Origin of the sequence: Oleiphilus messinensis (assembly GCF_002162375.1) — a bacterium.
Taxonomy (GTDB): domain Bacteria; phylum Pseudomonadota; class Gammaproteobacteria; order Pseudomonadales; family Oleiphilaceae; genus Oleiphilus; species Oleiphilus messinensis.
The window spans coordinates 1,927,137-1,950,516 of sequence record NZ_CP021425.1 but is presented as its reverse complement, the minus strand read 5'-3'; the positions used below and the strand labels follow the sequence as shown (position 1 = coordinate 1,950,516).

General features: G+C 48.1%; 20 protein-coding genes. 7 read left to right on the top strand and 13 right to left on the bottom strand.

The features are described 5' to 3' along the window. Window positions 1–12: 12 nt before the first annotated feature. The 7 genes from OLMES_RS08500 to OLMES_RS08470 form a co-directional block, all read right to left on the bottom strand. Window positions 13–798, bottom strand: a complete 786-nt coding sequence (locus OLMES_RS08500; protein WP_157678224.1) for a methylamine utilization protein — start codon at window positions 796–798, stop codon at window positions 13–15. Window positions 799–805: 7 nt separating this feature from the next. After that, on the bottom strand, window positions 806–1,042 hold the full coding sequence (locus tag OLMES_RS08495) for a TIGR02647 family protein (protein ID WP_087460867.1): 237 nt from the start codon (window positions 1,040–1,042) through the stop codon (window positions 806–808). 70 nt (window positions 1,043–1,112) lie between these two features. Then, on the bottom strand, window positions 1,113–1,967 hold the full coding sequence (locus OLMES_RS08490; protein WP_087460866.1) for a nitrate- and nitrite sensing domain-containing protein: 855 nt from the start codon (window positions 1,965–1,967) through the stop codon (window positions 1,113–1,115). Between the two features lie 49 nt (window positions 1,968–2,016). Then, complete coding sequence (locus OLMES_RS08485; protein WP_157678223.1) at window positions 2,017–3,159, bottom strand: methyl-accepting chemotaxis protein; 1,143 nt, start codon at window positions 3,157–3,159, stop codon at window positions 2,017–2,019. Between the two features lie 596 nt (window positions 3,160–3,755). Next, window positions 3,756–4,205, bottom strand: a complete 450-nt coding sequence (locus tag OLMES_RS08480; protein ID WP_087460864.1) for a chemotaxis protein CheX — start codon at window positions 4,203–4,205, stop codon at window positions 3,756–3,758. Beyond that, window positions 4,198–4,569, bottom strand: a complete 372-nt coding sequence (locus OLMES_RS08475) for a response regulator (RefSeq protein WP_087460863.1) — start codon at window positions 4,567–4,569, stop codon at window positions 4,198–4,200. Before OLMES_RS08475 ends, OLMES_RS08480 begins: the two co-directional genes overlap by 8 nt. A gap of 27 nt (window positions 4,570–4,596) precedes the next feature. Continuing rightward, window positions 4,597–6,732, bottom strand: a complete 2,136-nt coding sequence (locus OLMES_RS08470; protein ID WP_087460862.1) for an ATP-binding protein — start codon at window positions 6,730–6,732, stop codon at window positions 4,597–4,599. Window positions 6,733–7,066: 334 nt separating this feature from the next. On the opposite strand from OLMES_RS08470, the gene OLMES_RS08465 reads away from it, so the two are divergent. Further along, window positions 7,067–8,008 (top strand): substrate-binding periplasmic protein, encoded by a 942-nt coding sequence (locus tag OLMES_RS08465; RefSeq protein ID WP_087460861.1) that lies wholly within the window; start codon window positions 7,067–7,069, stop codon window positions 8,006–8,008. Between the two features lie 11 nt (window positions 8,009–8,019). Here the strand turns inward: OLMES_RS08465 and OLMES_RS08460 are convergent, their stop codons facing one another. The 5 genes from OLMES_RS08460 to tkt all read right to left on the bottom strand — a co-directional run bounded on the left by OLMES_RS08460 (window position 8,020) and on the right by tkt (window position 14,513). Further along, entirely contained in the window at window positions 8,020–8,925 is a 906-nt protein-coding gene (locus tag OLMES_RS08460) for a DMT family transporter (protein WP_087460860.1), read from the bottom strand. Between the two features lie 67 nt (window positions 8,926–8,992). Then, complete coding sequence (gene fba, locus OLMES_RS08455) at window positions 8,993–10,057, bottom strand: class II fructose-bisphosphate aldolase (RefSeq protein WP_087460859.1); 1,065 nt, start codon at window positions 10,055–10,057, stop codon at window positions 8,993–8,995. Between the two features lie 152 nt (window positions 10,058–10,209). Continuing rightward, window positions 10,210–11,370: a phosphoglycerate kinase gene (locus OLMES_RS08450; RefSeq protein WP_087460858.1), complete on the bottom strand. Its 1,161-nt coding sequence runs from the start codon at window positions 11,368–11,370 to the stop codon at window positions 10,210–10,212. A 78-nt stretch (window positions 11,371–11,448) separates the two neighbouring features. Beyond that, entirely contained in the window at window positions 11,449–12,498 is a 1,050-nt protein-coding gene (gap, locus tag OLMES_RS08445) for a type I glyceraldehyde-3-phosphate dehydrogenase (RefSeq protein ID WP_087460857.1), read from the bottom strand. Between the two features lie 17 nt (window positions 12,499–12,515). After that, window positions 12,516–14,513 (bottom strand): transketolase, encoded by a 1,998-nt coding sequence (tkt, locus tag OLMES_RS08440; protein WP_087460856.1) that lies wholly within the window; start codon window positions 14,511–14,513, stop codon window positions 12,516–12,518. A gap of 562 nt (window positions 14,514–15,075) precedes the next feature. Here tkt and OLMES_RS08435 point away from each other — a divergent pair. The 5 genes from OLMES_RS08435 to OLMES_RS08415 all read left to right on the top strand — a co-directional run bounded on the left by OLMES_RS08435 (window position 15,076) and on the right by OLMES_RS08415 (window position 20,975). Then, window positions 15,076–16,131, top strand: coding sequence for an ArsR/SmtB family transcription factor (locus OLMES_RS08435; RefSeq protein WP_087464396.1), 1,056 nt, complete (start codon window positions 15,076–15,078; stop codon window positions 16,129–16,131). 97 nt (window positions 16,132–16,228) lie between these two features. Beyond that, the gene (gene metK / locus OLMES_RS08430) at window positions 16,229–17,389 is read left to right on the top strand and encodes a methionine adenosyltransferase (RefSeq protein WP_087460855.1); all 1,161 of its coding nucleotides are present in this window, start codon (window positions 16,229–16,231) and stop codon (window positions 17,387–17,389) included. A gap of 97 nt (window positions 17,390–17,486) precedes the next feature. Further along, window positions 17,487–18,881 carry an adenosylhomocysteinase gene (gene ahcY, locus OLMES_RS08425; RefSeq protein ID WP_087460854.1) on the top strand — a complete coding sequence of 465 codons (1,395 nt, stop codon included), beginning with the start codon at window positions 17,487–17,489 and terminating at the stop codon, window positions 18,879–18,881. Window positions 18,882–19,115: 234 nt separating this feature from the next. Continuing rightward, the gene (metF, locus tag OLMES_RS08420) at window positions 19,116–19,982 is read left to right on the top strand and encodes a methylenetetrahydrofolate reductase [NAD(P)H] (RefSeq protein WP_087464395.1); all 867 of its coding nucleotides are present in this window, start codon (window positions 19,116–19,118) and stop codon (window positions 19,980–19,982) included. A 270-nt stretch (window positions 19,983–20,252) separates the two neighbouring features. Further along, a complete protein-coding gene (locus OLMES_RS08415; protein ID WP_087460853.1) occupies window positions 20,253–20,975 on the top strand; it encodes a hypothetical protein in 723 nt (240 codons plus the stop codon). Between the two features lie 98 nt (window positions 20,976–21,073). On the opposite strand, the gene OLMES_RS08410 is transcribed toward OLMES_RS08415, so the two are convergent. Further along, window positions 21,074–21,658: a protein-methionine-sulfoxide reductase heme-binding subunit MsrQ gene (locus OLMES_RS08410; RefSeq protein WP_087460852.1), complete on the bottom strand. Its 585-nt coding sequence runs from the start codon at window positions 21,656–21,658 to the stop codon at window positions 21,074–21,076. A 296-nt stretch (window positions 21,659–21,954) separates the two neighbouring features. Between OLMES_RS08410 and OLMES_RS08405 the strand changes: the two genes are divergently transcribed. Further along, window positions 21,955–23,340, top strand: a complete 1,386-nt coding sequence (locus OLMES_RS08405) for an adenosylmethionine--8-amino-7-oxononanoate transaminase (RefSeq protein ID WP_232465295.1) — start codon at window positions 21,955–21,957, stop codon at window positions 23,338–23,340. The last annotated feature ends 40 nt before the right edge of the window (window positions 23,341–23,380 follow it).

The following is a 23,380-nucleotide window of genomic DNA, read 5'->3' as shown; positions in this document are numbered from 1 at the left end:
GGCTACGTGGGTTCAGTCCGGTGTTTTGCGCTTGAAACGTCGTTCCAGCAAAGACTTTTTAGTGCTTTGCTGAACCGGCAAATCCAGCGCAATTTCTATCTCCACAACGCCCTTCCTGTCTGCGGCATCTGCAATTACTTTTTCAATTGGCTGCCCTCCCACAATCCATGGATGCCATACAGTCCATTTACGATCTTTATAAGGGAGATTAGCCAGCCCATCAGCCGCTGTCTGTGCAAAAGGAGCCCGCGAGATGTAGATATAGCCAATCATGTGATCATGAATATTACACCCCAGTACAACCACTCCGTGCTTTTCAAAAGTCACAGGTGGGGCGGAGCGCCCACTATAAAGCTTGAGTTCAAACGGTTTGGGATTGGAAAATGAATACACGTGATGCCGAATATTGTCACGATTTGGGAACTGAACCTGGGTACCCACCATAACAGGCAAGACAAAGGGTACAAATTGACGGTCAATTTGATCCATTTCCGCAGAGCCGCGGGGTAATGTCTCAGGAAAAACACGTTCCCGAGTCTCCAGCACAGCATCCTGGACAGGGTCACCATTCTGGTTAATCACCCGGACGGTAATGCCGGTTTCCGCCTGAGCCTGTACGATCGAAAAGAAGAAATAAATTCCGAGGAAAACAGTCCTTGATACAAGACCGAGTGGGAGAGAACCTGGATTAAAATGATTGCGAATCATATGTCTGGCTTTAAAACAGAGCGTTGGCCGGATTGATTGCCGGCGTTGAACCGGCATGGGATGCATGTGAATCACGGGGCTATGAGCCAAATCTCGATCAATGCCCGGACAAAATGGTCATCAACCCCTGAACATGTTGTGCCGCATCCAGACCCAGACTCGTGAGGTAGCCCCCATCTTTTTGGGTAATGAGGCCCTTGTCAAACAGTCTGTGAGTCGCAGAGATCGCCTCTGGAGCCGCAGTATGGTGAACCTTGATACCTTCCTGCATACTGGACAGGTTAAACAGACTCAAAATCTCGATTTCTGCAATCTGCTGTGAAGACAGCTCCATGTTGGTTTCCTCGTAAATATCTGATGTACTTACAAGCGTAGTTCATTGAGGCTGGATCCGCACATAGAAATCAAACTTTAATAATCCCCTGTAAACGTCCAATCAATTCGTCAAACACCTTGATTATTGACTCGATTGATTCAGTCGCCAAGTCAAAATAATGCTCTGGTGTGACGGAGGGGCGCTGCGCGGTGATCAGGCTCTCATCCATTGTCTGCAAGAGGTTTTGCAAACCACGCAAGGGCAATTCAACCGCTTCCGCCAGACCGGAATCCTGAGAATTTATCATCGCCATGGACATCGCAATTTTACCACGCAAGAACTTCAACCGAATTCGTTCTACGCTAGTACAAGTCCCGGTCGCGGCAACGCCGGTTCCCAATGCCCTGGCCTGGCCTACCCACTCGGCCGATTGCAACATGAGGCGCCACAGATTGCTGATCTTCATATCTGATTTAATATCATTGTCAGTTAAATGACTAACCTCCGCGATATCCTCAATCATAAACAGCAGGTTTGCGATCATTAAACTATGCTGCTCAAGATTATTTTCTGCGGTAATCTCCAGGTTACGACGGGATAATGACGCCCAGTGACTTTCAAACCCGACCCAACGTTCCAGCTCCGAGAGCACCCGAGGTACCGGCATCAAGGTACCGATACAGTTTCCAATTTGCTGCTCAACCTGATTAAGCCGCACCAGGAGTTCACGATCACCTCGTAGCAATCCGTAACTTAGACCCCGGTGCTGCTGCAGTAATTTAACGAGTCTGGTAATCGTTAAGATCAGGTTTAACCCTTCAATCTGCTCTTTCCTTTGCTGTCTGACCTTACGCAAGAACAACACGCCGATCAGAATCAGCAACAGTATCGGCAATACTACAGTTATCGTCAGTGAGGTCGAGTTGATAGCAAGTTCATTCATATGTTGTTCCTTTCCAACCGGGTTTTGCTCATTATCCCGTGCCACCGACTTAGTGAATGGCAGTCAAACTGGCCAGATGGTTCGCGACATTCACAGCCTGCTGCGCAAGCGCATTGTTTTGATCTGCACTTGAGTGGATATCGTCTATTCGGTGTGAAATTTCAGCGGAAGCGGCACTTTGTTGCTCTGTGTTGGTTGCCACCAAGGCAACACAGTCACACACTTCGCTGGATTTAATTAAAATCTCATTCAACGCGTGTTCTGCTTTCTGGGTACTGGCTACACTCTGTTTCGCCAATTGCAAAACTTCACCGGTACTGACTGTAACGCTCTCAATGACCTGGGTCACATTGCTGATTCTACTTGAGATTTCACTGGCAGATTCATGACTACGTTGCGCCAGGGCTCGCACTTCATCTGCAACGACGGCGAATCCGCGGCCCAACTCACCGGCTCGTGCTGCCTCAATAGCTGCATTTAACGCAAGCAGATTGGTTTGCTCCGAAATTGATTGAATCACGTCAGTGATTTGACTTACGGATCGGGATTGTTCATCCAGCTCACGCATCAGATTCGCAGTGGTTTCTGCGCGTAATTCCATCGCACTGATATCCGCACGCGCCAAATCAACATGCTGCTTCCCGACTTGCGCCAGCTGGGAAGCTTCCTTGGCCCGTTGCGAAGTTTCAGCAGCCAACTGGGACACATTATCAATCCCCTGACTCATCTCCAGCACAGCCGCAGCACCGGATGCAATCGCATCACTTTGGGTCTGAGTGTTATCGGCGAGTATCGAGGCCGTTTTTTGCAACTCTTCATGGGAGTGGGTCACTTCATCCAACTTATCCACCATACTGCCCTGACTACGATGCACATCTCTCAGCACCACTTTAAAAGAATCCAAGAGATCAGACAGGGGGCCAGACTGCAGATAGAGATCACGATGATCAATGCGTTTCACATCTGCAACGTCACACGCCTTTTTGATGCGAACAATATCCTGCTCCACCATATAAAGCGTTCCAAATAACAAATAAAAGGCACTAACCAGGAGTGAATAACTCCAAACCTGATCAGGCCAAAGTAAAAGAATCGTCAAGGCCAAACCGCCAATTGCCATCTCCATCCAGACAACCTGACGATATCCGAGTGCAATCACAAGCCAGTTAACGGGTGCTAAAATCGTTTTCAAGTGTCACCTCGTGCCGTTTTCCAATATTACGATGCAATTAATCTTTGCTTGCACAAATCCAGGTGAATTCAGAAGCTGAATCCAGGACTGTACGACTTTGCCAGCTAGACCGTGCCAGCTAAACAACCATCCCGGGCTGCAGACTGGTTACTCACATCGCAGTGAATGTGCTATTCGGTATTCGCGATTAAAGTACTGTTTACAATTAATGTACTGTTTGTAATCTATGTACTGTTTGTAATCTATGTACTGTTTGTAATCTATGTACTGTTTGTAATCTATGTACTATTCGCAATTAATGTACCGACTCACTGTGTATTTTTGTAACATCCAAAACACAATGAAAATGCAGCGATCAATAGTCGTGGAACTACAGTTGGGACTTTTCTGTCACGCGGAATGGCACCATTTTGGTGAGCAACAAACTCCCTCGCTCACAAATATGGCAAGAAAATACACTTGAGGCGTCATTTTGGAGCAAATACTCTAGAGTTGTATCCGAAGGAAATGCCATGACATTTGGATCGTCCCGGTTTGGTGCGTAGCCATGCTGAACGCAAATTCCGGGACGAATCTTTGTGTGATTGGAGAAGAGATTATTGAATCAACGAAATCACGACCGCCGCACTGTAGGCTTTCCAGTAGACCGGAATAACATAGGAACGCATCGAGCGAGGTAAGTGGATCTGATCTGGCGCACCTTGCACAACAACGGGAACCGAAATCATAAAATCCTTGCCGAACTCACTACGGGCATTACCCGAGATGGTGTTGGCTACCTCCCCCACTAAATCCACCATATTCTCCGAGTTGGTGTCCGTTTCCCCCAGGCTCAGCAGTAAGTGTCTCAACAAAGCACTCGGTGCAGTAAAATAAACACACCCCTTGGATGCACCTGAAACACCGATAATACCGGTATAGTCAAATGCCGCCGGCGAACTGTTTTCGACCAGGTAAGGGGTTCCCAATTTGACATCTTTATCCTGGGTATGATGAAAATACCGCACCACGCCATCGATAAAGACCTGTAATGTTTTTTCAGACATGAACGCCCTCCGTCAACTCATTCAACGCATCAATCAATTTTTCATCATTAAACGGCTTACACAGAAAACCACTGGCTCCCTGTTCCAGTGCCTCAATTCCGGTCGCTTTATCCGATAATGCAGATACAACAAGGATCAGCACATCCGGATTCAGATTTATCAGCGTGCGAATACATTGAATACCATCCATCTCAGGCATCGTCAGATCCATCGTCACCACGTCCGGACTCCATTGTTGAAATTTTTCAACAGCATCTGCGCCGTTAACGGCAGCCCCGACAACCTCAAAACGCGAGCGACTCTGAGCCCGCTCAATCTTGCGCCGGATAATATTCGAATCATCCACAATCATCAGTTTCAGCATACTATTCTCTCCTTTCGAAATGCCGTATCAAGCTGCTTGGCAACGACTTTCAGGTTCAGGAATTTGAACCACAAACCGGCAGTAGTGACCCGGCTTGTGGGAAATCGAAATTTTCCCTTGCAGTGAATTGATGCGCTGCATCACTACATCCATTCCCACACCACGACCCGCATCCTCACTCACAGAAACCGCAGTGGAGAATCCCGGCTGGAACATAACCGAAAGCAGTTTTTTGTTTTCCCAGGACTCCAGCTCTTCTCGAGACCAGCGGCCCATGGATAATGCTTTCGCCCGGATCGTCTCAGCGTCAAGCCCGCGCCCATCGTCCTGAACAGCAAGCTCCAGCGATCCGTTTGGTAAGCGAGCCAGGCGAACATCAATTCGCCCTTTAGGGTGCTTGTTGTTAAACAGACGTTGTTTTGGCTCTTCGAGTCCGTGACAAACCGCATTTCGCACAAGTTGAACCACGACATCATTCAACACACTCCTGACATCGTCGCTCACTGCAACTTCCTGTAACCCTGAAGTGACCAGCATTACTTTTTTCGCTTGGCGGGATGATACTTTATCCACCAAATCATCCAGGTTAACCCACGGGATTTTATTCCCGGAAACAACCGGAGATAAGTTGGGGGCAATCGAGGTCACTGAATTAAAGCTCGCGAGTTTGGTTATCAACTGTTGAATCATTTCCATATCATTCATAAGCCGGTCAAGCTGGACAGCCAAGGTCAGGTAATCACTGCCTTTTAATCCATGAGTACCGTTAAGACGCTCCAGTTCATTCTCGAATTGATGGGCAAGCTCTTCGAAACGATTTAGACCTAATGCACTGGCATCTCCTTTGAAAGCATGTACTTCCCGGAAAATAGCGTCATTTTTCTGCCGATAGCTGAAATTGTTCTTGACCGGTTGACGCAGATTATCATTGATCCTCTGAAACCGATTGAACGATTGAGAGATGAATGTGCCAAGCAGATTCGCATCGGTATGTAGTATGCTGGTCAGCATTTCCAACTGCTGTTCGTTGTGTGCCTTGGTTTCTTCCAGTTCGCGCTCCAGGCGTACACGGGCAGTGACGTCGGTGACGGTAACCAGCACTTCCTGAGCTCCTGCACCGGATTCCCCGGTCCCGCGTCGAGTCACTCGAGCAAAATCAAAACTGAGATATTTAGTTTCAAAACCCCCGTCACGATTTGCGATATTCACTTCCACCTCTTGCAGCGGATTAAGATCACCAATCAGCTTCTCTTTAACTTTGCCATTGAATAACAACCCCACAAAACTCAGGGCTGTTTTAAGATCCTTCTCGGTCACGATATTGCTCAGCAGGCTCTCCAGACTTTCGTTACGCAAATCGCGTCGATTCAAAATCGTTAGCAACTGTTCCGAGTATTGAGAACCAATATTCAAATCTGATTTAACCAGGAACAAACCCTCGTTAACGGTTTTTAGAATATCCACAGTCTCCTGCCGGGCCGCTTCTATTTTCCGGTCACTGTCTCTCAACTGTCTCAGAAAATGGAACATGATGATGAAGAAGTTCAATACAGCCAGAGAGATTCCCACAGTCTGAATCATGCGCAGTCGCGTGGCCTTGGAGGCTGCAACGCTTTCCAATTCGTTTGTGAGATCATTCATGAGTCGGAGCAATACCAGGTTATTCGTCTGGGAATAGTTCAACGCATCATCCAGCAGGACTCTTAGATCCGCATCCGTCACACCATTTGCGAACGACTTGAACACCCGCTGTAGTTTTTGATGCAAAGGCTCCCAAATCAGTTGGGCCTCTTTCAGTGCTTGCACACCGTTTTCAGAACTTACGGCGCTGAGCATGACCTCTTGCTTGGCTGCATTCATGGTCGATCCACCTGCAATAAACGCATTCAGGGTGGTATCAAACAAATCATGGGTGAACTGTAATTCAGTCAACGCCCGGTTCTCATCAGCCGATGTGCCCAGCGCAGAATCAAGGTCAAACAGGGATTTAACCATTCGCTGGGATAACATGCGCTGTCGACCAGCGAGGTTTACATCATTGGCATCTTCTGCAATTTCGAAAGAAATATAAAAGTTAAGCAGTAAAACAGATGCATCCAACAACAAAAACAAAGCGATCGAAACGATGATCCCTTTGTATTTTCCGAAATCAAACTTTAGCACGGCGATTTCCCTCCACGTACTCGATGCACCAGGCTTGATGCCTGATAAACACCACTTTCAAATGCAATAAATTGAAAAATCACCTTGCACTACGCAGATTGCAGGCCAGAAAGGAGGGACAACTGTTGCCATTTTGTTACCAAAAGTTGACACCACCGTTCACCGACACAAAAGAAACACATTAAGCAACATTAATTCACATTCACATACAGAAAATAATCCTGTTACACCCCCGCTTACATACACCAACAAACCGACACCTAGAGATCAGACCAATGCTGATTACGCCAGAGGCTGGAAACATTCAAACAGGCTTCGTGGATCAGGATAACTTATGAAAATGCCCCTAAAAAAAGCGGAAGTTTCACTTTCAGGGCAGTCGAAAGATCGAAAACGGTCTCCTAAAATACAGACAGGCAGATTGCTCGAGTCACTCGAAACAACAAAGCCACTTGAATTGTCAACGGTCGCAAGCAAATTAAAAAAAGGGAGTGATATGGTCAATAGATGGAATTTGATAACTTTAGGTTTGCTGATTGTTCAGTTTTTCGTTGTCAGGTGTGCCAGTGCCGAAGATTTGAATATCATCCACTTCGCAACGGGAGAATACCCACCATTTGTCTCCGAACAACTCCCTGACAACGGCCCATCAACAATAATCATTCGGGAAGCCTGCCGGCGCGCGGGATTAAAAGCAGAATTTGATTTTTTCCCTTGGGCGCGGGCAGCATACGAGGTCAAGATTGGCGATTATGTTGCAACCTATCAATGGGTGAAGACACCAGAACGGGAAAAAGACTTCCTTTTTTCAGCACTCCATATTTCAGAGAACCCCAATGCCGTGTTTTACCGCAAAAACCAGTATCCGGACGGCATCACGTTCAACCGTTTCGCCGACCTTCAAAACTACAATCTCATTGGTGTCATCGGGTATTGGTATGAAAAAGAATTCGAACGCCTGAAAATTAATGTTCACTATGTCAGTCAATCACAGCTTGCATGGCAACTCTTGAGCAGGGACAGACCTGAGCTGTATGTCGATAATCTGTACACGGGGATAACAGAAGGTAAGCGCTACATCGCAGACTGGGCTAACCAAATCGCCTATCAATCCCCGGAAAGTATGACGGAATATGGCTACATTATGTTTTCACGGCAACATCCCGAAGCCGCGAATCGAAAGAGGCAAATTGATAAAGCATTGGCAAGCATGCATCAAGACGGAACCTATCAAAAAATGTGGCAACGCTTTCCGCTTGACCTGTTAAACCGGTAAAGCAAGATCGGCTAATGTTTCAGAATGCGCACAACGTAGCGCCAACGATTCACAATCAGGGCACCAAATATCAACGAACAACCCAGAATTTGTGCAGCAGATAACGATTCCGAGAACCACAACCAGGCCGCTAATGTCGTCAAAACAGGCTCCAGGATCAATATGACAGCAGCATGGCTGGCAGGCGCCAGCCCCTGAGCATAAGTCTGAATGAAAAAGCGCATACAGGTTGCCAACCATGCACTTGCCAGTATCCAGGCCCAAATATCCAACCCCCAGGCATTCCAGGTACCATCCCACTGCTCTGCGTTCCAAGCCAATACACCGGAAACACAGCCCACCATAAACAAGTGAATCATCGTCAGGGGGTGAGCCGGTACCTTGCCAACCACGTAGGTCGTAAAGACAAAGTGAAAAGCGAAACAAATTGCAGCTGCCAAAAAATAAATTTGGGATATCGGAACACCTGCCGGCGCATTCGTGATCGATGGTCTATCTGCCAAGGTTAAAAAGGCCAGGCCAAGAACGGCAATGGGTAAAGCAACCCAGGCAGAGAGCGGTACTAATTCTTTGAATAAAAATTTACTCACCAGCGGCACCAGTAAAACTGCCATACTGGTTATAAACGCCCCTTCTCCCAAATAGGAGGTGGTACTCAACCCCTTGATCCAGATACAAATCGCTAGAGCAAAGGTCAAACCACTTAACAGCGACCATTTCCACTGCGGTGCCGTTAATTCAAGCACAGAACGAGGGCGAATGACGGCAAGCGTCAGTGCAGCAAGAACAAATCGGATGGCCAGGAAGGCAAATGGCGCGACAGCTACGAGCGCTTCTTTTGAAAATATCCACCCTGCTGCGGCGAGCACGGTAACCAAAACCAACAACAGATCGGCTTTAAGCAAATTATTATGCATATCGGAATTCAGGAGGCGGATGCCGATTTACGGCACCCGAATTCATACAACCGGACTGGCTGCTGAATTAATTTACGTGAGGGTTAAGCGACCCGTCAAGGTAACGCTCGAACATGGATTCCAGAGAAACGACCTTGATTTTGCTGGCATTCCCTGCAGTACCAAACGATTCGTAACGTGCAATACAAATTTCGGTCATCGCTTTAGTGGCAACCGCTAAATATTTTCGAGGATCAAACTCAGCGGTATTTTGTCCCAGAAAACGACGAATAGCCCCCGTAGAAGCCAGACGCAAATCAGTATCGATATTCACTTTTCGAACACCGTGCTTGATACCTTCCTGGATCTGCTCAACAGGCACACCGTAAGTTTCCGGAATTTCGCCACCGTATTCGTTGATCACCGCCAGCCAGTCCTGAGGCACAGAGGAGGAACCATGCATCACCAAGTGTGTTGAAGGAATGCGGGCGTGGATCTCCTTGATTCGATCGATCGCCAAAATATCACCGGTGGGAGGTCGAGTAAACTTGTAGGCACCATGACTGGTTCCGCAAGCAATTGCCAAGGCGTCGACTTGTGTCTCTTTGACAAACTGTGCCGCTTCTTCGGGATCGGTCAGCAACTGGTCATGGCTTAATTTCCCCACTGCACCAATACCATCTTCTTCGCCCGCTTCACCGGTTTCCAAAGAGCCCAAACAGCCCAGCTCACCCTCTACAGAAACACCACACGCGTGCGCCATTTCAACGGTTCTACGTGTAACGTCAACATTATATTCGTAGTCCATTGGAGTCTTGCCGTCTTCTCCCAGAGAGCCATCCATCATAACCGATGAAAAACCCAATTGGATGGAGCGCTGGCAAACGGCTGGAGAGGTACCATGATCCTGGTGCATACAAACCGGAATATGTGGGAATTCTTCAACTGCAGCCAGAATCAGGTGACGCAGAAATGGCGCTCCGGCATACTTTCTGGCTCCTGCAGAAGCCTGCACGATAACCGGACTATCTGTTTTATCTGCCGCAATCATAATAGCGCGCATCTGCTCAAGGTTATTAACATTAAATGCGGGAACGCCATAACCATTTTCTGCGGCATGATCCAGCATTTGGCGCATACTGATAAGTGCCATTTTTCTCTCCTAAGTTGCATCGTTCAGGCCCGCGATGAGACAACAACCCTGCTCACCTGCGACACCTGCCCTATCATTTTGACTCGATTGACAATTCACAGTTTTAGACCACCAAAACTGTGAACTGCAAGTATGATTGATGTGTTTTACGATTACTGTCCACGATCAGCAAGAATAGCCACTGCAGGCAAAACCTTACCTTCTACAAACTCCAGAAACGCTCCGCCACCGGTTGAAATATAGGAGACTTTATCTGCAATTTCATATTTATCCACTGCGGCCAGCGTATCACCGCCACCCGCTAAAGAGAATCCGGGACTTTCAGCAATCGCCTTGGAAATTGCTTGGGTACCGTTACCAAATTGATCAAATTCAAATACGCCGACAGGGCCATTCCAGAGAATTGTACCGGCATCTTTCAGTATTTGTGCCAGCTTGGCAGAAGAGTCAGGCCCGATATCCAAAATCATGTCTTCGGCTTGCACATCTGCAACGCTTTTAACAGTTGCAGTGGCTGACTCGGAAAATTCAGTGGCCACAACAACATCAGTCGGCATCGGAATATCGACTTTTTCCATCAAGGCTTTAGCGTTTCCGAGCAAATCTTCTTCATACAGAGACTTACCGACATTATAACCAGCCGCCGCCAGGAACGTGTTGGCAATCCCGCCACCCACAATCAATTGATCCACCTTGTCAGAGAGCGACTCCAGAACTGTCAACTTGGTTGACACCTTCGATCCACCCACAATAGCAACCATCGGGCGAGCCGGCTTTTCCAATGCTTTTGCCAACGCATCCAATTCAGCTGCAAGCAAAGGTCCCGCGCACGCTAACGGTGCGAATTTTGCCACACCGTGAGTCGATGCCTGGGCCCGGTGCGCCGTGCCAAACGCATCCATTACGAAAACGTCACACAGTGCCGCGTAGGCTTTCGACAAGGTCTCGTCGTCTTTCTTTTCACCCTTGTTGAAGCGCACATTTTCAAACAACACGACTTCTTTATCGGCCAGTTCAACACCGCCTTGCCAGTCCTTGACCAAACGCACAGGCTGGCCAAGCAAGCCACTCAAGTGCTCCGCGACAGGTTGCAGCGAAAATTCCTCGTCAAACTCTCCCTCTGTGGGTCGGCCAAGGTGTGACATCAACATCACTTTAGCACCGGCATCGATTGCTGCTTGAATGGTTGGCAATGATGCCCTGATTCGAGCGTCACTCGTCACTTTGCCGTCTTTGACCGGTACATTAAGGTCTTCCCGAATCAACACACGTTTGCCCTGAAGATCCAGACTGGTCATTGTTAGAATTGCCATGTTACTCTCCGTTTAAACTTAAACGACTTACTGCTCAATAGAAAAATAAACTGTGTCCGGAAACTGATTCCAGAAAAACTATTTTGAAAGCCAGGTATTTGCCACATCCAGCATGCGATTGGCAAAACCCCACTCATTATCAAACCAGGTAAATACTTTAACCAGGCGTTTACCACTCACCAGCGTCTGACTGCCATCCACAATGGCAGAGCGCCGATCATGATTAAAATCACTGGACGCCAAGGGCTCTTCGGTATATCCCAGAACACCTGACAAACCATTCTCGCTGGCGGATTTGAGTATCTCATTTACGGTATCAATATCCGTGGCTTTTTCAACTTCAATGGTGAGATCGATTGCCGATACATTGATCGTCGGCACACGGACAGCCATCGCGGTGAAACACCCTTTCATTTCGGGCAATAAGCGTTCAATGCCTTTTGCAAGTCCGGTATCAACCGGTACCATATTTTGCATCGAGCTACGGGTACGCCTCAGGTCATGATGGTGATAAGCATCGATGGTCGGCTGATCGTTCATTGCCGAGTGTAGAGTTGTTGTGGTTCCGCGCTTGATTCCCAGCGCTTCATGTAACACCTTGATAACCGGAACAATACAGTTTGTGGTACAGGAGGCATTGGAAACCACACGATCCTGAGCCTTCAACTCGTCATGGTTAATGCCGTAGACGATCGTTCGATCCATATCCGGAGCACCCGGCTGGGATAGCAGAACCCGTTTCGCCCCCGCACTTAAATGCGTACTGGCGGAAGGATAATCACTGAACGCGCCAGTACATTCCAGCACAAGGTCGATGTCGAGTTGATCCCAAGGTAAATCCAGAGGATGTTCAGCCCGCAGAACCGCAATTTCATCATCATTCACGATTAGTCGATTGAACGCAGACAACCCCGACATTCCAGAGTGTGAAGACTTCACAGCCCGGACTTCACCATGAAAGCGACCATGAGTGGTATCATAACGAGTCAGATGCGCAATCGTATCCACATCAGATAGCTCGTTTATCGCGACGATATTTAATGCGTCGCGATAACCATTTTCATAGAGCGCTCTGAGCACACACTGCCCGATCCGACCGTACCCGTTTATTGCGACACGATAGCTCATGATTCAGTCTGATATACCTAGCCCAAGATATCCTGCGCAACAGCTACGATATTTTCGGTGGTAAAACCAAACTCGCGGAATAGTTCACCTGCCGGTGCGGATTCTCCGAAACTGCTCATGCCAACAATGCGACCATCCAGTCCGACATACTTGTACCAGAAGTCCTCAATACCCGCTTCGATTGCGATCCGTGCCGGAACATCCAGTGGCAACACCTGCTCTTTATACTCGGCGTCCTGAGTGTCAAACACCTCTGTACAAGGCATAGATACAACCCGAACATTCTGGCCATTGTCCCTCAGCTGAATCGCAGCCTCTTGAGCAAGAGCCACTTCAGAGCCCGTTGCAATCAAAATCAAGTCCGGATGCCCTTCACTATCGGACAAGATGTAACCGCCACGCTCAATATCGCTCACCTGCTGACTGGAACGAGACTGATGAGCTAACCCTTGTCGGGAAAAGATCAACGCTGAAGGCCCGTCCTGTCGTTCTACTGCATATTTCCAGGATACTGCTGACTCTACCGCATCACATGGGCGCCAGGTATTCATGTTAGGCGTGTGGCGCAAATTTGAAAGTTGTTCGATAGGCTGGTGCGTCGGACCATCTTCGCCCAGACCAATGGAATCATGGGTGAAGACATACAACACTCGTTGCTTCATTAATGCAGACATGCGGACAGCATTACGTGCATATTCCATGAACACCAGGAAAGTCGCTCCATAAGGGATAAAACCACCATGCAACGCTATACCGTTCATCATGGCCGACATGCCGAATTCGCGCACACCGTAAAATACATAGTTACCGGATGCATCATCAGCGCGCACCCCTTTACTACCGCTCCAAAGGGTCAGGTTGGAACCCGCCAGGTCAGCCGAACCACCGAGCAATTCAGGCAGCTCAGGGGCCAATGCATTGATGCTGTTCTGCGATGCTTTACGGGTGGCAATGGTTTCACCTGCCGCCTGACAGTCAGCGATATAAGCATTCGCCTTGGCCGTAAAGTCTTCTGGTAACTCACCCGCCATACGCCGCTTCAGTTCAGAGGCCAGTTGGGGGAAGGCAGCCTGGTATGCGGCAAACTGCTCATCCCACTCACCTTCAAAAGCTGCGCCAGCAGATTGCTTGTTCCAGGAGGATGCAATTTCCGCCGGAATTTCAAAAGCAGGATGGCTCCAGCCCAGATTCTCACGGGTTGCCGCAATTTCATCATCGCCCAGCGGTGCACCATGACAGCTTTCGGTACCCTGTTTGTTGGGTGACCCGAATCCGATCACAGTCTTGCAGCAAATGAGTGTTGGACGGGTTAAATCCTCACGGGCCGTTTCAATGGCTGCTTTTATTTCGTCTGCGTCATGGCCATCTACACCGGCAATAACCTGCCAGCCATAGGATTCAAAACGCTTGGGTGTATCATCGGTAAACCAGCCTTCTACCTCACCATCAATCGAGATACCATTGTCGTCATAAAACAGTACCAACTTACCTAAGCCCAGTGTTCCTGCCAATGAACAGACTTCATGGGAAACACCTTCCATCAAACAGCCATCACCGGTGAACGCATAGGTGAAGTGGTCAATGATTGAATGGCCTTCACGATTGAACTGGTCTGCCAGTATTTTCTCCGCGAGAGCCATACCGACCGCGTTAGCGATACCCTGCCCCAGAGGCCCGGTTGTCGTTTCAATGCCAGGCGTATAACCATATTCCGGGTGACCAGGTGTTTTGGAGTGCAATTGACGGAAGTTTTTCAGATCATCAATCGATACATCGTAACCACTTAAGTGCAACAGGGAATATAACAGCATCGAGCCATGGCCATTGGACAACACAAACCGATCACGATTAATCCAGTCTGGATTAGCAGGGTTGTGACGAAGATAGTCATTCCACAACACTTCGGCGATATCCGCCATTCCCATCGGAGCACCTGGATGGCCAGATTTAGCTTTTTGCACGGCATCCATACTCAGTGCACGAATGGCATTCGCGAGGTCTTTGCGAGCAGGCATCAATTTTCCCCCAAAACAATAGTTTACACTTACAAACGGTGGTTACACTTACAATCGTTAACTCGCTTACAAACGCCCAATCAGGTGGCGCTTACACTCAACGGTTAATAATAATTGAATTCAACATCCGGGCAATTCCGATGGTCAAATTGCATACGAAGACACAAAATGAAATCGAACATATCTTGGCCGACGTGAAAAAAGTCGCCTATTGTCGCTTAATCGGCCTCCTGTCGCAAACTGGAATCACATATTTAGGCAAATTATCCTGATTAACCTCAATATCAATGATTATCAATACCAACGGTTTCACCTGTTCTCCTGCCCTAAATAACAACGATGCCTCAAAGAACGACGAGCACTGCTGCTTTCCATCCCGGAAAAACAGCTCAACAGGATATAACAAAACGCCCCCATTAGCTCACAGCTGCCTTACTTTCACGCTGACATCTACTCCAACTTTCACCTCCAACTTTTGCCTACAACAACAGCTATATCAATTTTTTTTGATATAGCTGTTGTCAACACTAAAAACCGTTGCTAGACTTCCTCCATGAACTACATGGCAAACAATAAAAATGATTCCGGCACAGAACCCTGCACCAGCCAAAATGACGATACAGGCAGTTACGATGGAGCAGTGTCTCAGGTGACCCAACCAGCCCTGAACACCACCACATTGGCTGCAGTACTTAAAGCCAGTGCTGATCCGTTGCGACTGGAGATTTTAAGGGTACTGGAAACCGACTCCTTCGGTGTGCTCGAACTCTGCAACCTGTTCGATACCAAACAGTCCGGCATGAGCCATCACCTGAAAGTTTTGAATAATGTGGGGCTGACTGAAACGCAACGGGAGGGCAACTCTATTTTCTATCGTCGCCCGTTGGCGCGTGTAAACGACCCGCAAAGTGACGCGATTCAGACACTGCTCGAATTGGTTGACCAGACACCAATTGAAACCGAACGAATGGATCGAATTAAGGCAATTCGAGCACAACGGGCAGAACAGTCCCGATTGTTCTTCGCCAAAAATGCAGAGAAATTCCGGGAACAACAGGAGCTTATTGCGGCCTACGAGCAATATGCCGACCCCGCGAAAGAACTGCTGTTCAATGAATCATTGAAAACACGGGACAGCGCACTGGAAATTGGCCCTGGCAAAGGTTCATTTCTCAGTGACTTAAGCACAGGCTTTAACAAAGTCTACGCACTGGATAACTCGTCAGACATGCTCAATGCTGCCCGGCAGCACGCCGCAGAGCATAAACTCGACAACATCGAGTTTATTTACGGGGAAACCGATGTTGCGGTTGCGCAAAAACTGACTGTAGATGCTATTGTCCTGAACATGGTTCTACACCATGTCGCCAGCCCGCGAGATATCTTCCGGGACAGCCAGGCACTGCTCAAGCCCGGTGGCGTGATGATTCTGACCGACCTGTGCCACCATGATCAGGATTGGGCAAAAACAAACTGTGGCGATTTATGGCTGGGATTCGAGCCCCAGGAATTAACACAATGGGCCATTCAATCTGGACTGGAGGAGAGCGAGTCCCTTTACATTGGACTGCGAAACGGTTTTCAGATCCAGGCCCGAAAATTTATAAATTCCAATTAATTTGTGGAGTGAAAGCACCTCGACAGGCCGATTTTAGACCGTCGATTTTTTCTAACCGTCGAACTTGGTAACGACAACCGATACAGGAAAAAATAACATGAGCGAATATTCAATATTCACCTCTGAGTCAGTGTCAGAAGGCCATCCGGATAAAATGGCAGATCAGATTTCCGACGCGATTCTGGATGCGATCATCAGTGAAGATGCCCACGCCCGAGTCGCAGTGGAAACACTGGTTAAGACCGGTATGGTTGTAATCGCTGGCGAGGTGAGAACATCAACATATATTGATCTGGAAGATCTGGTTCGCGAGGTCATCCTGGATATTGGTTACGGTAGTTCAGATGTTGGCTTCGACGGTGCATCCTGTGCGGTATTGAATGCGATCGGTAAACAGTCTGCAGACATTGCCATGGGGGTTGACGAAGCGGATTCCAAAGACCTCGGTGCAGGTGATCAGGGTCTGATGTTCGGTTATGCAACCAACGAGACCGACGTATTGATGCCAGCACCCATTTATTATGCGCACCGACTGGTTGAACGCCAGGCAGCGATGCGCAAAAAAGGTGTATTGCCCTGGTTACGTCCAGATGCAAAAAGTCAGGTCACCTTGCGCTATGAAAACGGTAAACCCGTTGCTGTTGATGCGGTCGTTCTCTCAACTCAACACAATCCAGAGATCAGTCAATCCGATCTTCAGGAAGCGGTGCTTGAAGAAATTATCAAACCCGTATTGCCTTCGGACTGGCTTCACACCGACACCAAGTATCACATAAACCCAACCGGTCAGTTCATCATTGGCGGCCCGGTGGGAGACTGCGGCCTGACCGGTCGAAAAATCATCGTTGACACTTATGGTGGAATGGCTCGCCATGGTGGCGGTGCATTCTCGGGCAAAGATCCATCCAAGGTGGATCGCTCAGCAGCCTACGCGGGTCGTTATGTTGCGAAAAATATCGTTGCGGCTGGACTGGCAGACAAGTGTGAGATCCAGGTTTCATACGCAATCGGCGTATCCGAGCCCACTTCTATCAGTCTGAATACCTTCGGTACCGGTAAAATTTCCGATGACAAGATTGCCGAGCTGGTGCGTGAACACTTCGACCTGCGCCCTGCTGGCCTGATCGAAATGCTGGATCTGCGTCGCCCAATCTATCGCCCGACAGCGTCTTACGGACACTTCGGTCGTACCGGTGACGGTTTCAGCTGGGAAAAAACAGACAAAGCTGACGCATTGAGACAAGCGGCTGGCATCTGATCCGGTCGCCAAAACAGGAGGCCGTCGCCTCCTGTTAGAGTAACATCAAAATAAGCTTGAACATCTAAAACGCCACAAAATGGCAACGGAGTCAGACATGAATTCACCCGCAGAACAACTAAAAAACTTCACCGACTATAAAGTCGCCGATATATCACTCGCGGAATGGGGCCGTCGCGAAATTGAAATCGCAGAAGGAGAGATGCCTGCGTTAATGGCACTGCGCCGTAAATACGCCGACCAGAAGCCGTTGGCCGATGCACGAATCATGGGCTGTATCCATATGACTATCCAGACAGCCGTTCTGATCGAAACATTGGTTGAACTGGGTGCAGATGTTCGCTGGTCCTCCTGCAATATATTTTCCACTCAAGATCATGCTGCTGCAGCGATTGCAGCTGCCGGAATTCCTGTTTTCGCCTGGAAAGGTGAAACTGAAGAAGAGTTCTGGTGGTGTATTGAGCAAACCATTCTCAAAGATGGTGACGTTTGGAATGCCAACATGATTCTGGATGACGGCGGTGACCTGACTCAGATTTGTCATGAAAAATACCCCGCACTGCTGGATCAAATCCACGGCATTTCCGAAGAAACCACCACGGGTGTGCACCGTCTTCTTGAAATGATGGAAGAAGGCTCATTGAAAGTTCCGGCAATCAACGTAAATGATGCCGTAACCAAATCCAAAAACGATAACAAATACGGCTGCCGCCACAGCTTGAACGATGCGATCAAACGTGCAACCGATCACCTGCTGTCCGGTAAAAAAGCACTGGTTATCGGTTACGGTGACGTTGGTAAGGGCTCTGCTGCTTCACTGCGTCAGGAAGGCATGATCGTCAAGATCACCGAAATCGATCCAATTTGTGCAATGCAAGCGTGCATGGACGGTTTTGAGGTGGTTTCTCCTTACCTGAATGGCGACAACGATGGCACCGAAAATAACATCGATAAAGCCCTCCTTGCAAACACGGATCTGATTGTAACCACGACCGGAAACATCAATGTGTGCGACAAAAACATGCTGAAGGCACTGAAAAGCGGTGCTGTAGTCTGTAATATCGGCCACTTCGACAACGAAATTGATACGGCTTTCATGCGCGAACAGTGGGACTGGCAGGAAATCAAGCCGCAGGTTCACAAAGTTTATCGTGACCGGGAAAACAATGATCACCTGCTGCTGCTCTCTGAAGGTCGCCTGGTCAATCTGGGTAACGCAACAGGCCACCCTTCGCGCATCATGGACGGCTCCTTTGCCAACCAGGTACTGGCGCAAATGTATTTGTACGAGCGAAAATTCGCTGACCTGCCTGCAGATCAGAAAGCAGAAGGCATCTACGTTAAAGTACTGCCCAAGAAACTGGATGAAGAAGTGGCAAAAGACATGGTTGAAGGATTTGGTGGTGTATTGACCAAACTCACTTCCGATCAGGCGAAATACATCAATGTATCCGTTGAAGGGCCTTACAAACCAGAAAGCTACAAATATTAAGGTTCAGTTTAAACAGTACCAGGATCAAGGGTACAACGCGCAAGCCCACTCGGTTCATGGCTCCAAAAGTCTAAGTACACGGGTTTGCTAACCAGGCACCTCACGGGGTGCCTGGCAAAACCATCCTGTTTTCCCGCTTTCATGCGGGAAAATCCCCCGGATATACTCTACGGCATTATTTTCAGCACAACCGCTGATAAACAGGACGATTGTGTCCGAAGAACGAGGTCTCAGATGAACAGTCAAAATCAAATCCAGCGTCGCTTCAGTTTTGAGTTTTTCCCGCCCAAGACACCAGCAGGCATGGAAAAACTACAAACCGTGCGCGATGAGCTGGCGACTAAATGTCCGGACTTCTTCTCGGTGACATATGGTGCGGGCGGCTCAACTCAGGAGCGCACCATCGATACCGTATTAAAATTGCACAACCAAGGTATTGATACTGCCCCCCACTTATCCTGCATCGGGGCAACCCGTAACGATTTAACTGAATTGTTAAACCTGTACAAAGAGAACAATATCAATCGAATTGTTGCCTTGCGGGGCGACCTGCCCTCCGGCATGGGCGCTCATGGTGAGCTACGGTACGCAAATGAATTGGTTGAGTTTATCCGCGAACACAGTGGAGACCACTTTAGTATTGAAGTGGCGGCGTACCCGGAATTTCACCCACAGGCCACAAACGCGGAAGCCGACTTGATCAACTTCAAGAAGAAAGTCGATGCCGGTGCCAATAGCGCAATTACCCAGTATTTCTATAACATCGATGCCTACTTTTATTTTATCGACCGGGTGGAAGCAATGGGAATCGATATTCCGATAGTGCCGGGCATCATGCCCATCACCAATTACGCCAATCTAGTTCGTTTCAGTGATATGTGTGGCGCAGAGATTCCACGCTGGATTCGTAAGCAACTGGAAGCCTACGGAGATGATGTTGAGAGCATTTGTAAATTCGGTGAAGAAGTGGTTTCCGAAATGTGCTCCACCCTGCTTCAGGAAGGAGTTCCTGGAATACACTTTTATACCTTGAACCAAGCTGCACCCAGTTTGAAAATCTGGGAAAACCTAAATTTGGATGCATTGGTGAGCAAAGCATAAAATTTAACACGATTTCACACTCGCTAAATTCCCAACACTGTCCGCCACTTTAGTGCTGGATATCATTGAAATGCGCCAGGTTTCACCGAAATGAACCTGGCGGCCGGCACTACAACCTTTTTTGTGATCAAAACGACGCATTTGAAAGAAAAGCGTAGTTGGCCAACCGTACATTTTGTTACAGTAATATTAGCCAATGATTAATGGCACATATAATTGGTAAGTTGTAGCCAGTCAAACTGAGATATTGTCAACTTAGGAGCTGTAAAAATGACAAAAGCCAGCGCTTACTGGGGTTTTGTAATCGATGAGAACCTGCACACCACAGCAATTAAAACGGTGGAACGTATTAAAACTTCTGAATCACATGATTCGAAGGAGATTAACCGCAAAGCTGCTGAAATCGTTTCTGAGCTGACTCAATTTGGATTGCGCAGTTACTATCACAAACCAACTGAAATTGTACCTTTACACCCCGTGGCAAAGAAAACTGCAGATACCGGTATTAAAGCGGTTATGGCGGGACTGGATCTCGTTATCAAACAGTTTTTCAAAAAGCGCGACGCAGCAGAAATGCGGGCGATCAGTCTATATCTGGAAAACATGTTGTTCCAGCATCCTGAAACCGGTGAATTCGTTCTGGTGTTTGCATTGCATGACGAGCTGCATGGCAAAGCTAAACAACTGCTGGAAACCGTTCGCTCGGACGGCGAGAAAGATGGCTATATCCATGATGTTATCGAAGCCCTGTGCGAACTGGTTGATGAAGGCGTAAGGTACTATTATCAGGAGCCGACCTCGCTGATCAACTTCGGCGGTTTCACCAAGAAGACCACTGACCTCAGTATCGCCCAGGTACAAAAAGGCATTCGATCACTGATTAAAAAGCTAATCAGCGAGCTCAATCATGAGCAACTGGTGGAGTTGGCTGACCACTTGGAAAGCATGATTCATGATCATGAGTCATTTGTTGCGAACGGTCTCTCCAAATAACCTCCGCACCAACAAGCCGACCCGAGAAAGTAACCAGGGACGAGGCCAACTTTGCAACTGAAGCCTGCAAGGTTGGTCAACCATCCATCACCTGAAAACTAACGCAATACTCTCTGCACGACCGGTAACCGAAACAACAGCAGAACCGCAGTGATCAATCCATAAACAACCGGCTCTGTAATATCAGCTTTGGCTTGCCAGAGAAAGTGAATGATCACCAGCACCGCTGCGATATAGATCAAACGATGCAGTTTCTTCCAATTGCGCGCCAATCGTCTCACCATGGCTTTTGGCGATGTAAATGCCAGTACAGTCAGTACCACAAACGCCAGAAAGCCCAATGTAATGTAGGGCCGCTTCAAAATGTCCTCCAGGAAATCAGCCCAATTGGCCAGAAACAATAGATAGCCCGTCACATGCAACAATGCATAAAAGAAGCAGTACAGTCCCAGCATTCTTCGGAATCGAATGACCTGCGCCGACTTGGTTATCATTTTTAGCGGTGTCAGGGACAGGGTGATCAACAGAAACACGAGTGCAGTAATACCCAGAAACTCCACAAGCTCTTTTCCAGGGTCAGCCCCCAAATCTCCCGTAAATGCACGCCAAAACGCAGTAGCCAGGGGCCCTAACGATGCGAGAAAAATAATCCACCAAACATACCGGCGTTTTAAATCAATCATAACGGTTTACTTTCCTTCTCGTTTTTACGTGTTTGAATACTCATGCTTCATTCCCCTGTTCACCTTGTTAACCGGCCTTGTAAACCCACGGGACATTTACTCCTGATTTCAGAGGTACCGCCAATTAAAAACGCAATACAAGACCGTTAATTTAGACGATTGGATAATTTTTTTCACAATTAGTTCAGGATAATTATCCACATTCGTCCAAGACCCTCTTTCGAGTGTTACCAGAGTCCGTTACTCTAGGGGACTTATCACAATTCATACACCAAACAAATGACATAGGGGGTCACTTGAGTCACCAGAATCGAAATAAACCCACTCATGCACACACGATCAATCAGGATTTAATGGCGAGGGATTTGAACGCACTTTGGCATCCCTGTACCCAAATGAAGGATCACGAACGCCTGCCCATTATTCCCATAAAGAAAGGCGATGGCGTATGGCTGGAGGATTTCGAAGGTAATCGATACATCGACGCGATCAGTTCCTGGTGGGTAAACATCTTCGGTCACTGTAATCCGAGAATTAATGACGCGATTAAAGAACAACTGGATACGCTTGAGCATGTTATTCTCGCGGGATTCACCCACGAAACGGTGATTGAGTTATCGGAGCGACTTGTCCAGGTCACCCCCAGAGGACTCGACAAATGTTTCTATGCAGACAATGGCTCATCCGCCATTGAAGTCGCCCTCAAAATGAGCTTCCACTACTGGCGCAATAGCGGGAACACTCGTAAAACAAAATTCGTTAATCTGGCAAACAGTTATCATGGCGAAACCCTCGGCGCGCTATCCGTTGGCGACGTATCACTCTATAAAGATACCTATGAACCGCTGTTACTGGAGATTCTGACTGCGCCTTCTCCTGACTGTTATAATCGAGATCCAGGCGAAAGCTGGGAGGATTATTCTCTGCGTCAGTTCGCCCATATGGAAAAACTACTGGCAGAACAGGGAGATGAAATCTGCGCTGTCATCGTGGAGCCATTAATTCAATGCGCAGGACACATGCGCATGTACCACCCAATTTATCTGACCCGCTTGAAAGCAGCCTGCGAAAAATACAATGTCCATCTCATCGCTGATGAAATTGCGGTCGGCTTTGGCCGCACGGGTACCATGTTCGCCTGTGAGCAAGCCGGAATTACCCCGGACTTTATGTGTTTATCAAAGGGATTAACTGCGGGCTACCTGCCGTTGTCCGTTGTACTCACCACAAATCATGTCTACGATGCTTTTTATGATGAGTATGAAACACTGAAAGCGTTCTTACACTCCCATAGTTACACGGGAAACCCCATCGGCTGCAGGACAGCACTTGCCACACTGGATATCTTCGCTCAGGATAACGTGATCGAAGCCAACAAGGCGTTGAGTAAATGCATGTGGGACTCAACTCAGCACTTAATCGACCACCCCCATGTCGCCGATGTCAGACAACACGGCATGGTCCTGGCCATCGAAATGGTTCAAAACAAGTCCAGTAAAACCCCTTACCCATGGCAGGAACGACGTGGTTTGAGGGTCTTTGAGCATGGATTGAAAAATAATTGCCTATTGCGACCCCTTGGCAACGTAGTGTATATGATGCCTCCATACATCATCACCGAGTCAGAAATCCAACACCTGGCGAAAATCGCCACAGAGGGTATTGATATCGCGACTCGCTAACCTCGATTACCAAAAAATCGAGGAACAACGAGATTAAAGG